The 14,761-nt window shown below is 64.9% G+C and carries 14 protein-coding genes; 7 read left to right on the top strand and 7 right to left on the bottom strand.

Going from position 1 to position 14,761, the window contains the following annotated elements; all coding sequences use genetic code 11:
* Positions 1-15: 15 nt before the first annotated feature.
* The gene (locus ACE3QM_RS19460) at positions 16-549 is read right to left on the bottom strand and encodes a DUF2059 domain-containing protein (protein ID WP_197081379.1); all 534 of its coding nucleotides are present in this window, start codon (positions 547-549) and stop codon (positions 16-18) included.
* A gap of 69 nt (positions 550-618) precedes the next feature.
* Positions 619-1,239, bottom strand: coding sequence for a short chain dehydrogenase (locus tag ACE3QM_RS19465; RefSeq protein WP_374424186.1), 621 nt, complete (start codon positions 1,237-1,239; stop codon positions 619-621).
* A 97-nt stretch (positions 1,240-1,336) separates the two neighbouring features.
* Here ACE3QM_RS19465 and ACE3QM_RS19470 point away from each other — a divergent pair, with 97 nt between their 5' ends.
* On the top strand, positions 1,337-2,242 hold the full coding sequence (locus ACE3QM_RS19470) for a LysR family transcriptional regulator (RefSeq protein ID WP_374424187.1): 906 nt from the start codon (positions 1,337-1,339) through the stop codon (positions 2,240-2,242).
* Between the two features lie 63 nt (positions 2,243-2,305).
* On the opposite strand, the gene ACE3QM_RS19475 is transcribed toward ACE3QM_RS19470, so the two are convergent.
* Both ACE3QM_RS19475 and ACE3QM_RS19480 read right to left on the bottom strand, forming a co-directional pair.
* Complete coding sequence (locus ACE3QM_RS19475; protein WP_374424188.1) at positions 2,306-2,857, bottom strand: hypothetical protein; 552 nt, start codon at positions 2,855-2,857, stop codon at positions 2,306-2,308.
* 332 nt (positions 2,858-3,189) lie between these two features.
* The gene (locus ACE3QM_RS19480; RefSeq protein ID WP_374424189.1) at positions 3,190-6,666 is read right to left on the bottom strand and encodes an indolepyruvate ferredoxin oxidoreductase family protein; all 3,477 of its coding nucleotides are present in this window, start codon (positions 6,664-6,666) and stop codon (positions 3,190-3,192) included.
* Positions 6,667-7,248: 582 nt separating this feature from the next.
* Between ACE3QM_RS19480 and rarD the strand changes: the two genes are divergently transcribed.
* From rarD to ACE3QM_RS19505, 5 genes are all read left to right on the top strand, one after another.
* The gene (gene rarD / locus ACE3QM_RS19485) at positions 7,249-8,160 is read left to right on the top strand and encodes an EamA family transporter RarD (RefSeq protein ID WP_048408508.1); all 912 of its coding nucleotides are present in this window, start codon (positions 7,249-7,251) and stop codon (positions 8,158-8,160) included.
* 300 nt (positions 8,161-8,460) lie between these two features.
* Positions 8,461-8,736 (top strand): hypothetical protein, encoded by a 276-nt coding sequence (locus ACE3QM_RS19490; protein WP_231461157.1) that lies wholly within the window; start codon positions 8,461-8,463, stop codon positions 8,734-8,736.
* Positions 8,737-8,941: 205 nt separating this feature from the next.
* Positions 8,942-9,127 (top strand): hypothetical protein, encoded by a 186-nt coding sequence (locus ACE3QM_RS19495; RefSeq protein WP_231461156.1) that lies wholly within the window; start codon positions 8,942-8,944, stop codon positions 9,125-9,127.
* On the top strand, positions 9,121-9,678 hold the full coding sequence (locus tag ACE3QM_RS19500; protein WP_374424192.1) for a GNAT family N-acetyltransferase: 558 nt from the start codon (positions 9,121-9,123) through the stop codon (positions 9,676-9,678). Before ACE3QM_RS19495 ends, ACE3QM_RS19500 begins: the two co-directional genes overlap by 7 nt.
* Positions 9,679-9,785: 107 nt before the next feature.
* Positions 9,786-11,660, top strand: a complete 1,875-nt coding sequence (locus tag ACE3QM_RS19505; protein ID WP_374424195.1) for a M3 family metallopeptidase — start codon at positions 9,786-9,788, stop codon at positions 11,658-11,660.
* A 204-nt stretch (positions 11,661-11,864) separates the two neighbouring features.
* Here ACE3QM_RS19505 and ACE3QM_RS19510 read toward each other — a convergent pair whose 3' ends face one another.
* From ACE3QM_RS19510 to ACE3QM_RS19520, 3 genes are all read right to left on the bottom strand, one after another.
* The gene (locus tag ACE3QM_RS19510; protein ID WP_374424197.1) at positions 11,865-12,422 is read right to left on the bottom strand and encodes a hypothetical protein; all 558 of its coding nucleotides are present in this window, start codon (positions 12,420-12,422) and stop codon (positions 11,865-11,867) included.
* A gap of 68 nt (positions 12,423-12,490) precedes the next feature.
* A complete protein-coding gene (locus ACE3QM_RS19515; RefSeq protein WP_374424199.1) occupies positions 12,491-13,360 on the bottom strand; it encodes a D-hexose-6-phosphate mutarotase in 870 nt (289 codons plus the stop codon).
* 36 nt (positions 13,361-13,396) lie between these two features.
* On the bottom strand, positions 13,397-13,813 hold the full coding sequence (locus ACE3QM_RS19520; protein ID WP_374424201.1) for a DUF962 domain-containing protein: 417 nt from the start codon (positions 13,811-13,813) through the stop codon (positions 13,397-13,399).
* Positions 13,814-13,974: 161 nt separating this feature from the next.
* Here ACE3QM_RS19520 and hutC point away from each other — a divergent pair, with 161 nt between their 5' ends.
* Positions 13,975-14,691 carry a histidine utilization repressor gene (gene hutC, locus ACE3QM_RS19525; RefSeq protein ID WP_374424203.1) on the top strand — a complete coding sequence of 239 codons (717 nt, stop codon included), beginning with the start codon at positions 13,975-13,977 and terminating at the stop codon, positions 14,689-14,691.
* The last annotated feature ends 70 nt before the right edge of the window (positions 14,692-14,761 follow it).

Consider the following 14,761-nt stretch of genomic DNA (forward strand, 5'->3'; position numbering starts at 1 on the left):
CTTTGGAACCGGCTCTCAGCGCGCGCTGTGCTGGCGCGCGAACTCATCCATTTGCAGCTTGAGCTTGGGCAGCAGGCGCTGGCCCATGTCCTTCATCAGCAGCGGGCCGGTTTCCGCCATGATCTTGGGCATCAGCCGCAACATCTTGCTGCCGGTGGGGGTTTGATAAAACGCGTTCATCTCGTGGATTTCGGCGACGCTGAAATTCTTGCTCAGCGCCTGGACCTGCATCTCGTTCATCAATTTGCGGGTTTCGGGCGAACGGAAATAGTCTTGCTGGGTTTTCAGCACCTGCTGCAAAAGCGCGCTGGCCTTGCTTTTGCAGTCCGGCGTTTCTGCGCAGTCCGGCAGGGTTTGCCACAGCTGCTGCTCCATTTGCTGCTGCATGGTGCTTTCCATCTGCTGCATGGATTGCACGATCATCTCGTCGTAACGCATGGACTGCAGCAGCGCTTTGGCGGCGGCGACGCTGTCTTCGGCGGCAAGCGCTGGGCCGGCGTGGAATAGGGCGGCGCACAGGCCGGCGGCGAGCATGGATTTAAGGCGCATGGTCGTTTTCTCTTGTTGGAACAAACGACCATGCTGATGGCTTAGACGGGAGGCGTCAACCATGCCGCCTCAGCCGTGGCCGGCGCCGAAACGGTAAATCTGCCCGCTCTGTATGCCTTCTATGCTCAGGCTGTAGGCGCGCGCGACCTCGGCGGCGGACACTTGCGGCGCGCCGCGGAACAGGTGGCCGTATTGCGGCGCGGACTCGCTCAAGAGCAGCGGCGCCACCAGATTGATGCGCTGGCGGCGCGGCAGCTCGGTGGCGGCGGCGACGACGAAGGCTTCCAGCGCGCCGTTGACCATATATAGATTGCTGAACAGCGGCACGATGCTCTGCGGGTCCCTGACGCCGCCGACCAGAGTGAAGGAGCCGCCGTCATTGAGTTTGTCCATGCCGTGCAGCACGGTGTTGACCTGGCCCAGCAGCTTGGATTCCAGGCCCACGCGGTAGTGCTCGGCGCGCATCTCGCTCAGCGGCGCCAGGTGGCCGTTGCGGCCGCCGGTGGCCACCGCCACCGCGTCCAGCCTGGGCAGGCGGCGGAATAGTTCGATGATGCTGTTTTCGTCCTCGATGTCCAGGCGGACGTCCCCGCTGTGGCGGCCGGCGGTGATCACCTCGTGACGGCCGTCCAGGGCGGCGATGACGGCCTGGCCGATGTGGCCGCTGGCGCCGATCAATAAAATCTTCATGTTTCGCTCCTTCATGCATTCCGGTGTGGGGAGCACTGAGCATAAGCGGCGCGCGGCTTGGGAAAAACCGGGGAAATGTGGAATGATTGGAATCAATATGGAAACAATTGAACCTTCTTCGGAACTGGCGCTGGCGTTCCTGGCGGTAGTGGAGGCCGGCAGCATCACCGCCGCCGCCACGGCGATGCACAGCTCCAAATCCCAGATCAGCAAGCAGTTGAGCCGGCTGGAGCGGGAGCTGGGCGTGCAACTGCTATACCGCAGCACGCGTCGGCTGACGCTGACCGAAGCCGGCGCGCGGTATCTGGAGTACTGCCGCCAGCTGCGCGAACTGTTGCGGCAATCCACCGCGGCGATGCGCGAACTGCGCGAGGAGGCGAGCGGGCGGGTGCGGATGACGGTGCCGGCGATGTTCGGCGGCGCCTTCATGGCCGAGCTACTGTTGGCTTTTCATCAACAATACCCGGCGGTGCGGCTGGAGCTGGACATCAGCCCGGCCTTGCTGGACCTGGAGGCGGACGGCTATGACCTGGCGATCCGCAGCGCGCCGCAACTGGCGCCGTCGCTGGTGGCGCGTTGCCTGTTCCATACCCGCGACTGGATCGTGGCCGCCGACAGCCTGTTGCAGCGCCATGGCGCGCCGCAGCGGCCGGCCGACTTGGCGGCGCTGCCTTGCGTGATCCACGCCGGCCAGCGCGCCGGCGCGCACTGGCTGTTCACCCAAGGCGGCAAGGTGGAGGAAGTGGCGGCGCGGCATTGGCTGCAAATCAGCGATTACAGCCTCAACGAGCGGCTGGCTGAGGCCGGCGCCGGTTTCGCGCGCCTGCCGGATTTCGTCGCCGCCGGCGCGGTGAGCGCGGGGCGGCTGCGCCGGGTGCTGGCCGATTACGACACGCCCGGCGCCGCGGTCTACCTGGTGTATCCGAATAAAAAGCCGCAGCCGGCCAAGGTCAGGGTGTTGATCGATTTCATCGTGGATTGCTTCGCCGGCCGCGACGTTTAAAACATTGTTTTCAAACCCTATTCCAATCTATCGCGCCGCAGCGCTGCAGATCCGGAGCCCGGCTCAAGAGGTCGGCGGGAAATCGCCCATGTCCTGGCATTGCTCCACCCACAAGGTGTCCGGCCCTGAGTTGGGAATGTAGACCTGGTTGACCGCCGACGGCGGGTAATTGGCGTCCGGCGCGCAATCGGCGCTCTGGCCGGGTCCCACCGCCACTTGCGCGCCCACTTTCAGCTGGCAGCGCACCACCCGGTTGAGCTGGCTCCAGCTCGGGCAGATAGCGTTGGCGGCGCGGTAGGCGGCCACCGGGCCCCGCGGCTGATTGAACGACCACCAGCGGCCCAGGCGCGAATTGACCTTATTGTTGTCGTACACGCGGTAGACCGTGACGGTTTGATCCGCCGGCTCCTGGCGTCGCACCTGGCCGGCGCACAGGCCGCCTTTGCCGGGCTGGCCCAATGCGCTGTTCAGCAGATCGGGATTGTCCACCGCGGCCATGCCGGGCAAGGTCGGCTGGGTCTGGCCGGCACAGCGGTCGCTGCCGGGAGTGGACGCGCAGCCGAGCATGAGCGCGCAGGCGGAAGCGAGCAGCCAGTGGCGAGGGGTCAGGGGCATGGCAAGTCTCCTTATTGGATTGTTCGAGTTTTGAGTTGGCAGCAGTGCAGCATCTTCAATACTAGAAAATGCGATTGGCATTTTCAATTCGAGATGGGCGCAGCCGGCAGAAAGAACGGGTGGAAAAAAAGAGGGCGTCGACCATGGTCGACGCCCGCAAGCTGTAGGAACACTCGGGTACTACGTTTACAGCAACTTCAATCTGTTCAACTTAGAACCTGTCTACGATCTCGCGAGCTAGGGCGAGACAAGGCGAAAGTGATACATGAGCATTTCGAGCTGGTACTCACCGTGCAACGCTCCACGAAGCGCAGCAGATCGTAAACAGGTTCTTAGGCCACCTGGCGGCTTTTGCCTCCCGGCTTCAACTCGCTCAGCAGCTGCGCCTGTTTGCTCTTGGCCTGCTGGTAGTTGCGCTCCTTGATGTGGCCGAAGCCGCGCACGCCTTCCCAGGTTTTCACCAACTCCACCGCGCGCGGCAGCGTGTCCAGCGTCAGGCCGCCGAGCAGGGCTTCCACCTGTTGCTCGAACTCGCCGATCAGCCGCCGCTCCAGCTTGCGGTCCGACTGCCAGGAGAACGGGTCCAGCATGCCGCCGCGCAGGAAGCGCAGCTTGGCCAGCCACTTCATCCCGGTCAGCAGCCAGGGGCCGAAAGCCACTTTGCGCGGCTGGCCGCCGGTGATCCAGCTGGCGCCGATGTGGAAGCGCAGCTGGAAGTCGCCGTCGAACTGTTGCGCCAGTTCGCGCTGGAATTGACCGTCGGTGTAGAGCCGCGCCACCTCGTACTCGTCCTTGTAGGCCAGCACATGGAAGTAGTTCTTGGCCACCGCCAGCGTCAGCGCATTGCTGGCCGGGTTCAGCGCTTCCTCGGCCTGGCGCACGCGTGCCACCAGCGTCTTGTAACGTTCGGCCAGCGCCGCGTTCTGGTAGGCGGTCAGCGCGCTGGAGCGGTGGTGCAGCACCGCGTCCGGAGTTTCACGTGGAACAAAGGCCACCACCGCTGACGGGCTGACCAGCGCCTCGATGCGCGCCGGATCATGGGCGGCGTGACGGCCCCAGCTGAAGGCGTCCTGGTTGAACTTGACCGCGGCGCCGTTCAGGCGCACCGCTTCCATGATGGCTTCCAGCGTCACCGGCACCAAACCCTTTTGCCAGGCGTAGCCGAGCATGAACATATTGCTGGCGATGGCGTCGCCCAGCAGCGAGGTGGCCAGGCGGGTGGCGTTGACCTCGCTGTAGCGACCGGCGCCCACCGATTCGACGATGGCGTCCTTCATCGCCTTGCTGGGGAAGCGCACGTCCGGGTTCTTCAGGAAGGCGCTGGTCGGCGATTCGTAGTTGTTGACGATGGCGTGGCTGAAACCGTCGCGCATCTTGGCCAGCGCTTCCTCGGCGGCGGTGACCACCAGGTCGCAGCCCAGCACCAGATTGGCGTCGCCGGCGGCGATGCGCACCGCGTGCAGCTTGTCCTGGCTGTCGGCGATGCGCACATGCGACCACACCGAACCGCCTTTCTGCGCCAGGCCGGCCATGTCCAGCACGGTGACGCCCTTGCGATCCAGGTAGGCGGCCATGCCCAGCACCTGACCTATGGTGACCACGCCGGTGCCGCCGACGCCGGTGACCATGATGCTGAACGGCTCATGCACTTGTGGAATCGTCGGCTCCGGCAGCGCCGGCAGCGAACTCAGGCTGGCGCTGCTGCCGGCGGATTTCTTCAGCTGGCCGCCTTCCACGGTGACGAAGCTGGGGCAGAAGCCCTCGACGCAGGAGTAGTCCTTATTGCAGCTGGACTGGTCGATCTTGCGCTTGCGGCCCAGCGGGGTTTCCACCGGCAGCACCGACAGGCAGCCGGATTTCTGGCCGCAGTCGCCGCAGCCCTCGCACACCTGTTGGTTGATGAAGGCGCGCTTGGCCGGGTCTGGGAAGTCGCCGCGCTTGCGGCGGCGGCGTTTCTCGGCGGCGCAGGTCTGATCGTGGATCAGGATGGTGGTGCCCTCGGTCTCGCGCAGCTCTTTTTGCAGCCGGTCCAGTTCGCGGCGGTGGAATACTTCCACGCCGGCGGCCAGGCCCTGGACGTTCTGGTATTTGTCCGGGTCGTCGCTGGTAATCACGATGCGCTTGATGCCCTCGGCCGCCAGCTGGCGGGTGATCATCGGCACGTCCAGATAGCCGTCCACATGTTGGCCGCCGGTCATCGCCACCGCGTCGTTGTACAGTATCTTGTAGGTAATGTTGACCTTGGCCGCCACCGCGGCGCGGATGGCCAGCAGGCCGGAGTGGAAGTAGGTGCCGTCGCCCAGGTTGGTGAAGATGTGCTTGGTGTGGGTGAACGGCGCCTGGCCCACCCAGGTGATGCCTTCGCCGCCCATCTGGGTGAAGGTCTTGGTGCTGTCGGCCTGGATCCAGTGCGCCATGTAGTGACAGCCGATGCCGGCGACGGCGCGGCTGCCTTCCGGCACCTTGGTGCTGGTATTGTGCGGACAGCCGGAGCAGTAGTGCGGCACGCGGGCGATGGATTCGCGCGGCTGGACCAACTGGGCTTCTTTTTCGTCGTAGAACTTCAGCCGGTCGTGGATGATGGGGCTGTCGAAGATCAGCGCCAGCCGGCCGGCGATGGCGCGCGCGATCATCGCCGGGGTTAGCTCGCCGGCGGCCGGCAGCAGCCAGTCGCCGTGAGGCAGCGCCCATTCGCCCTTTTCGGCGAACTTGCCCACCACGCGCGGACGCACGTCGTCGCGCCAGTTGTACAGCTGCTCTTTCAGCTGGTATTCGATGATCTGGCGTTTTTCCTCCACCACCAGAATCTCTTCCAGGCCTTCGGCGAACTGGCGCACGCCTTCCGGCTCCAGCGGCCAGACCATGCCCACCTTGAAGATGCGCAGGCCGATATCGGCGGCCAACGCCTCGTCTATGCCCAGGTCGTCCAGCGCCTGCATCACGTCCAGATAGCTCTTGCCACAGGTGATGATGCCCAGCCGCGGCTTGGGCGAATCCAGCGTGATGTGGTTCAGCTTGTTTTCGCGGGCGTAAGCCAGCGCCGCGTACAGGCGGTGGTGCAGCACGCGTTTTTCCTGCGCCAGCGGCGCATCCGGCCAGCGGATGTTGAGGCCGTCCTCGGGCAGCGGGAAATCCGCCGGAATCTTGAACTGCAGCCGTTCCGGTGAGATGTCGACGATGGCCGAACTCTCTATGGTGTCGGAAATCGCCTTGATCGACACCCAACAGCCGGAATAGCGGCTCATCGCCCAGCCGTGCAGGCCGTAGTCCAGGATTTCCTGCACTCCGGACGGGCTCAGCACCGGAATCATGCTGGCGGCCAGGATGTGGTCGGACTGGTGTGGAAAGGTGGACGATTTGGCCGCGTGGTCGTCGCCGGCCACCAGCAGCACGCCGCCGTGGCGGCTGGTGCCGGCGGCGTTGCCGTGCTTGAGCACGTCGCCGGAGCGGTCCACGCCGGGGCCCTTGCCGTACCACAGCGAGTAGACGCCGTCGTATTTGGCGCCGTCGAATATATTCACCTGCTGGGTGCCCCACACCGCGGTGGCGGCGAGGTCTTCGTTGAGGCCGGGATGGAACACCACATTGTGTTCCTTCAAGTATTTCTCGGCCTTCTGCATGGTCTGGTCGACATTGCCTAGCGGCGAGCCGCGGTAGCCGGTGACGTAGCCGGCGGTGTTGAGTCCGGCGGCGCGGTCCAGTTGTTGTTGCAGCATGGGCAGGCGCACCAGCGCCTGAATCCCGGTCATCAGCACCTGGCCGGTGGGGGCCGTGTATTTTTCTTCCAGGTCTGCGTGGCGGATCGACATGGTTTCTCCTCCTGTCATTCTCGGGCGCGTCCGGCGGGCGCAAGCGCCGCGCGGCGGACGACCCATCGCTTGTGGCGATGGGGCCGGCCTGCGCCTTGTGGACGCGTGTGGCCGGCCTTCTCCTTAAGTTTTAGACCCGCTGGCCCGGCGCCACCGCCTTTCAAGAACCTATTTACGATCGTAAACAGGCTCCATCCGGGGCGGCGGCCCGGCGTGTCTGCGCCCGCCGCATGTTTGCGGTCTATGTGGCGCCGACGGCTTCTCCTTTGCTGTCAGCGGTTGAGCTCCATCTCCAGCCGGTGTTTTTTTGATCGTCGGCATGCCGGCGCGGTCCCTGGTCCGGGGCTGGTTTCTAGAGTCTTTTCTCTATTTGATCGGACTATAAGTTACGTTTACGTCAACGTCAAAGAGATTGACTGATGTGGACGGCGACTGCGGCGATTGTGCCAACGCAGCATAGAGCGATCATGGAAAGTCATTGTTTTAATTACTGAACAATCTGTTGATTACTTGACGGTTTTTCCGCCGCGGCAATTTGGTTAAGCTGTCATCCTGAGCCCCTCCCTTGCTGTGTGATATCCCATGAGTTCTGTTTCTTCTTCCGAAAGCAGCCGCGGCGTCGCTTTCACCGTTGCCGCCTTTATCTGCTGGGGCTTGTTTCCCTTGTACTGGAAACCGCTGCACGACGTGCCGGCTTTGCAAATTCTGTGCCATCGCATCGCCTGGTCGGCGGTGTTCGTCGCCATCATCCTGACCGTGCGCAATCACTGGGGCTGGCTGCCAGCGGCGGTGCGCGAGCCGCGCAAGCTGGCCATTTTCGGCCTGTCCTCCTTGCTGCTGTCGCTGAACTGGTTGATCTATATCTGGGCGGTGAACGCCGGCCACGTGGTGGAGGGCAGCCTGGGTTATTTCATCAATCCGCTGTTCAATGTGCTGTTGGGCCGGATCTTTTTGTCCGAGCGTCTGAGCGGCCTGCAGAACACCGCCTTGCTGCTGGCGGCGGCCGGCGTGGCCTGGATCACCTATAGCGCCGGCGCGCTGCCGTGGATCGCATTGTCGCTGGCGGCTACCTTCGGCCTGTACGGCCTGCTGCGCAAGAAGGCGCCGCTGGCCTCGCTGGAAGGGCTGGCGCTGGAAACCTTCCTGATGACGCCGCTGGCGGTGCTGGCGCTGTTGTGGTTCGAGTGGCAGGGGCAGGGCGCCTTCGGCCATGGTTCGGCCGCGCAGACCGGCCTGCTGATGGGGGCCGGGGTGGTGACCGCGGTGCCGCTGCTGCTGTTCGCCGCCGGCGCGCGCCGGCTCAAGCTGGCGACGGTGGGCGTGATCCAGTACATCGGGCCCAGCATCCAGCTGGCGCTGGGCGTGTTGTTGTTCGGCGAAGCGTTCGACAGCGGCCGCGCGCTGGGTTTCGGCCTGATCTGGGCGGCGCTGCTGCTGTATTCCGCCGCGGGCTTGTTGCAGTTGTGGCAAGGGCGACGCGCCGCCGCGGCCTGAGTTTTCCCGCCGTCTGAGCAGCCCGCGTTTCGCAAGAAATGCGGGCTGTTTTCATTAGGAGAGTTTGCTATAAACCACTCAATGGGCTGAGCGCCGAGTGTTTCCGGCGCCAGCCCATTGCCGAGCCGAAGCCGGCCCGCGCCTGTCGTTCAAGCGTTTCGAGCGCGGCCGCACCGCGCCACCCATGCATCGTTGCGATGCCATTGCCGCCCTGTTTGCCCCAAAAACAAGCATCCGTCCCAGGCCGTCCCCGCGTTGTTTGCGGCGGAATGTGGCCGTTACTTTGCAAGGAGGCGCGTCATGGCGCTCTATCTGGTGAGTGTGGTTTTCTTTGGTTCCGACATCCTGATCCGGCTGGCGCTGCGCGCGCGTTCCCGCGCCTGGGTGGGCGCGGCCTTGGGCGGCGGCTTGCTGCTGGCCTGGCTGCTGTATCCGATGCTCAGCGACTGGGCGCTGCCCTATATGCCGGACGAGCACGGCATGCAGCTTTACGCCGCGCTGGTCGGCCTGCAACTGGGCCTGACCGATGCCGCGATTTCCACCAGCCTGGCTCGCTACCTGGGCTGGTGGCGCTGAGCGTCGACGCGGGCGGCGCTCCGGTTTTTTCTTTTCATGTCATGCGGATGTTTCGCTCAGATTATGCTTGACGCCATGCCATCCCGGTAGCAGACTGCGCTGCGTCGCCAGGCTCCACCAGCCCGGCGGCGCATGCCGGACCTCCGCCCGCCCCCCGCGGGCCGGACGTCCATGATCTTTATCGTTCTTTACAGGTACCGCCATCATGGCATTGTTCTTTTTTCCCCTGTCGCGGCATTTGCTGCGCGACATTCTTGGCGACGACCGCATGGCGTCGACCGAGCGCGCCTGGCTGCGCGAACACACTTCCATCCAAGCAGTTGAACATCGACGCGTCGAGCTGGAACGCGACATTCATCGTCTGCGGCTGGAGAAGGGCGGCTTATGCTGAGTCCCTTGCTCTATAGCCGTCGCCTGTTGCTGCGCGATTTCCGGCCGGAGGACCACGGCGCTTACGCGCTGGTGCGCAGCGGCGGGGAATTCGCCCGACATTACCCACCGGAAGAAATCACGCCGGCACGCAGCGGCCAGTTGTTGTTGAGCTTTCTGGCGCAGCAGCGCGACTCTCCCCGGCGCGGCTGGCAATTGGCGATCTGGCGCAGCGCGGACAAGGCGCTGCTCGGTTCGGTCGGCCTGCGCGGCCTGGGACGCGGCGGCGAGGCCAGTTTCGGCATCGAGCTGGCGGAGCAGGCCTGGGGCCAGGGCTATGCGCTGGAAGCGGCGAGGGTGATGCTGGATTTCGGCTATCGCCAGCTGGGCTGGCACCGGATCTGGGCCGATTGCGCGCCCGGCAACATCGCCATGCTGCAGTTGGCGCGGCGGCTGGGCTTCGTGGTGCAGCCGCTGGGCGAGCGGCCGCGGCTGAGCCTGCTTTTGTCCGTGGTGCCGCCGCCGTTTTCCGGTCCGCGGCGCGAAGTCTTGCAGCTGGCGCGCGGCGGCTGAATCTTGACCGGTGCGATCCCGGCGCGCACACTCAATGCAAATTTCATAACAGACTGTCCTGGGCCGTCACAAGCGGCCCACGGCCAGCGCAAAGGAGAATCAGCAAGATGACTGCGATTGCCGAACTGCGCGCGGAGTTCGACCAACTCAACCGCGATTACCTGGCGGTGCACAAGACCAAGGAAGACCTGTTCTGGGATACCTATATGGCGGTGTCCGACGATCATGACGGCTTCGCCCGCGCCGAAGCCGCGTACAAGGCCTTCATTTCCAGTCCGGAGCGGCTGGTCGCGGTGCGCGCCGCGCTGGAACGGCTGCGGGAGCAGCCGTCCGGCGCCGAGCGCGACGCTTTGCTGCACGGCTATCAAGGCTGGCTGGCGCTGTTTGAAAGCAATATCGTCGACAGCGCGGCGGCGCAGCAGCAGATGCGCAGGCTGATCGAGATGGAGGCCGAGCTGTTCGCCAAGCGCCGCGACCTGGCGCTCAGCCACATCAATGAACGCGGCGAGCGCGAAGAGGCGACGCTGACCATGTTGGCGATCAATATGGCCACCAACCCGGATCTCGCCGCGCGCAAGAGCTCGCACGACGCCTTGCTTGATCTCGAGCGCTGGGTGCTGGCCAATGGTTTCCTCGACATCGTCAAACAGCGCAACGCGCTGGCGCGCAGCCTGGGCAGCGCCGATTACTTCGAATACAAGGTGCGCAAGAATGAGCAGATGACGCCGCAGGCGCTGTTCGCCGTGCTCGACGATTTCGAGGCGCGCACCCGCGACGCCAATCGGCAAGCGCTGCGGCGGCTGGCGGAGGACAAGGGCGAGGACGCGCTGCAGCCTTATAATCTGCGCTTCCACATGAGCGGCGACGTGACCCGGCAGATGGATCCCTATCTGCCGTTCTCCAAGGCGGTGGAGCGCTGGGTGCTGAGTTTCCGCCGTTTGGGCGTGCAATACCGGCAAGCCACGATGCAGCTGGACCTTGTCGAACGCAAGGGCAAGTACCAGAACGGCTTTTGCCACGGTCCGATACCCAGTTATTACGACGGCGGCCGCTGGGTGTCGGGGCAGATCAATTTCACCGCCGACGCCACGCCGGATCAGGTGGGCAGCGGCGCGCGCGCGATCAACACCCTGTTCCACGAAGGCGGCCACGCCGCCCACTTCGCCAATGTCACCCAGAACGCGCCGTGCTTCTCGCAGGAGTTCGCGCCCACCTCGATGGCTTACGCCGAAACCCAGAGCATGTTCTGCGACAGCCTGCTCAACGACGCCGACTGGCTGAAGCGCTACGCGCGCAACGCCGCGGGCGAGCCGATGCCGGACGCTTTGATCCGCGCGCGCATCGAGGCGACCCAGCCTTTCTTTGCCTTCGCCGAACGCTCCATCGCCGTGGTCGCCTATTTCGAGCGCGAGCTGTATCGGTTGCCGGAGGCGGAGTTGAGCCCGGAGACGGTGCTGGCGCTGGCGCGTCGTTGCGAGCGCGAGATTCTCGGCGTCGAATGCGGCCCGCGGCCGCTGCTGGCGATTCCGCATCTGCTGAACCAGGAGTCGGCGGCGTCCTACCACGGCTATCTGCTGGCGCATATGGCGGTGTACCAGACCCGCGCCCACTTCCTGCGCGAGCATGGTTATCTGACCGACAACCCGGCGATCGGGCCGCTGCTGGCCGAACATTATTGGGCGCCGGGCAATAGCTTGAGCCACGACGCCACCTTGCTGAGCCTGACCGGCGAGCACTTCAACGCCCGCTATCTGGCCGAGGCCTGCCAGCGCAGCGTGGACGAGGCCTGGCGGGAGGCGGAGCGGCAGATCGCGGCGGCGGCGGAGCGCGTATACGCGCAGGATTATCCGCAGCGGCTGGACGCGACGATACGGCTGGTGCACGGCGCCGAGCTGATCGCCGACAACCAGGCCGGGGAGGCGGAGATGTGTCGCCGCTTCGAAGCCTGGGTGAGGGAGCGCTACCCGGCCGCGGCGCTCTGAAACCTGTTCATAATCTGCTGCGCGTCGTGAAGCGTTACACGGTGAGTACCAGCTCAGTGCTCATGTACCACGTGTACATTCCGCTTTCTCAGCGGTTTTCGCCTGGTCTCGCCCTTGCGCGCGGGATTGTAAACATGTGCCGAGGCCGCGCATGACAACGGCAGCCCAAGGGCTGCCGTTTTCTTTGTCCTGACTCAGAAGCCTTCAGGCCTGACGGTAGATCAGTCGGCCTTCAAACAGCAGCTCGCTGGCGTCCAGCCGGGCGTCGCCGCTAGGCGGCGCGGCGCGCTCGAACACGAAGCGCTGGCCTTGGTATTCGATCCAGGCGTTGATGGGCTCGCCCTGGAAACGACCCAGCACTTCCTCGGAGCGGGTGACGAAGGCGTTGTCCGGCAGCACCGTGCCCTGGGGGGCTTGAGTCTGCGGCGTCTCCAGCGTCCAATTGTCCTCGCCGGGCGGCTGCGGGTCGTTGCGGGTGGCCATGTGTAGCCACATGCGGAAAGCCCAGTGCGGCAGCAGCACGCGGTGCACGCGCTTGTCGTCGGTGATCACGCAGCGCACCGGAAATCCGGCACCGCAGGATGGGCAGCGCGCCTGGGCCGCCAGGAAAATCTTGTCTTGCTGCTTGCTGGCGATGCCTTCCATGTGTTCCGAGCCCACCATCGCGCGGCAGCTGGGGCAATGCTTGCCGAAGCGGCGCACGCTGTTGCCGTTGGCAAAGGAGATCGGCAGGAAACGGGAAATCTTGTCTGGTCTGGCCATCGCTAGGGGTTCCGGAACTGAAAAACGCCACCGGCCGGACTAGGCGTCGCGGCGGCTATGGTCTGCCATTATACCCCGCACTCGGCGGCTAAGGGCTCCAGTGTCAGCCGGCAGGCCAGCCGGTGGCTGGAACCGGGCGCGAGCAATCGGGCATCGTCGCCGGCGTTGGCGGTCTCCACGCAGACGAAGTCGCGCCAGCCGGCGTCCGGCAAGTCGCTCAGCCGCGCGGCTTTTTCCGCCGCCGGGTTCCACACCACCACGCTGCCGGCGCCTTCGGCTGTGACGCGGATGCAACGGTTCCAGACCGGGTCGCGCAGGACGGCCGGCCGTTCGCTGTACACGATGCAGTCCACTTCGCCGTGGAAATGGAAATCGGTGTCCGGCCAGCGGCCCTCGCGGTCGGTCACCTTGTCGTGGCAGCGCGCGCCGGCCAAACCGGACAGCGAGGCTTGCGTCGCGTCGCCCACCGCCAGATAACTGTGCAGCGCCGCGCTGAGGCGTTGCGGGCGGTCGCCGTGGTTGCGGGTGGTCAATGCCACCTGCAGGGTTGCGCCCAGGTGGTATTCGATCTCGGCGCTCAGACCATCGCGCTCAGGGCCGGACAGTTTCACGTGGAACGCGCCAGCGTCCTCGCGGATCTCGTCCAGGCGCCAGATATGGGTGCGCGCCACGCCGTGAGCCGGCAGGCTCGCATCGTCGGGGTGCGGGCCGAACCAGGGCCAGCATAGCGGCACGCCGCCGCGGATCGCCTTGCCCGGCTGGAACACGGCCTGCGGCGACAGATAGAGCAGCGGCTGCTGGCCGGCGGCGCGGAAGCCGAGCAATTGTCCGCCCTGCAGCGAGATTTCGGCGTGGAAGTCCGGGGTGGCGATCAGGAGGATATCGACGCCGGGCGCGCGGCTGGACAGCGCGGCGGCGGGAGGCAGGGCGGCGGACATACGGAGCTTCCGGGCAAAAGAAACGATGATAGCGCGCTACAGCCAGCGGCGCAGCGTCCACAGCGGGCCGATCAGCAGGAATTGCAGATCGCGCAGAAAGGAGGGCTTCTTGCCTTCGATTGCGTGGCCGATGAACTGGCCCACCCAGGCGACGGCGAACAGCAGCAAGGCTGGCCAGGCCAGCGGCAGGCCGGCGCGCGCGATGATGTCCAGCGCCAGCAGCATGGGCAGGCACAACACCGCCATCGCCACAGCTGGGGCGCGGCCCAGCCGCCAATAAAACAGCAGGCCGGCGGCCACCGCCAGCCAGGCCGGATTCAGCGGCGCCGGCACGCTGTAGAGCAGGCCCAGGAGCGCGAACACGATGGCGGGCACGCAGATTTTGTGGATGCGGATATTGACGGGATGGCGGTGGCTGAGGTCATATTCTTGCAACCATTGCTCTAGCGTCATGATTGAGAGCCTCGCAAATGGGCGACGGACTTCCATCTTGGCGCAGCCGCGCGGCGGCGGCAATGCCCGCGGCCGGTTTTGTCTGCGCTGGATCAGGGGGCGCCGTGCCGCTTTGGGCTACAATCCTTGTGTAAACCGTTCAATAGTCTGGGTTCCGATAGGTGTCATCCACAGCACAACCGCGTTATCTGCGCATCAAGGAATACATCCTTGAAGGCATTCGTTCCCGCCAATTCCTGCCCGGCGGCAAGATTCCGCCGGAACTGGAGTTGGCGCGTCAGTTCCAGGTATCGCGCATGACCGTCAACAAGGCGGTGCGAGATCTGGCCGAGGCCGGCATCCTGCTGCGCTTCGCCGGCGACGGCACTTATGTGGCGGAGCGCAAGGCGGAGTCGCCGCTGCTGGACATCAACAATATCGCCGAGGAGATCGAGGCGCGCGGTCATCGCCACAGCGCCGACGTCTACGAGCTCAAGGCGGTGGCGGCCAATGAGGACGTGGCTTTGCGTCTGGCGGTGAAGGAGGGCAGCACGGTGTTCCGCTCGCTCATCGTGCACCGTGAGGACGAGGTCGCCATCCAGTTGGAAGACCGCTACGTCAATCCAGTCTTCGCGCCGGATTATCTGGAACAGGATTTCAGCAGCCGCACGCCCAACGACTTCCTGATGAAGAACTGCCCGCTGACCGATATCGAGCACAGCGTGGAGGCGGTGCTGCCCAGCGCGGCGGAGCAGGCGATGCTGGACATGAGCGCGCAAGAGCCCTGCCTATTGGTGTTGCGCCGCACCTGGTCGCACAAGAAGCTGGTCAGTTTCGCGCGGCTGACGCACCCGGGGTCGCGCTACAAGCTGCGTTCGCAGACTCGGGTCAAGCGCTAAGAACCTGTTCAAAGCCTGCTGCGCGTCGGCGATACGGCGTTGAAAACCAGCTCAAAATGCTCATGTACCA

This window comes from Chromobacterium sp. (assembly GCF_041912965.1).
Classification (GTDB): domain Bacteria; phylum Pseudomonadota; class Gammaproteobacteria; order Burkholderiales; family Chromobacteriaceae; genus Chromobacterium; species Chromobacterium aquaticum.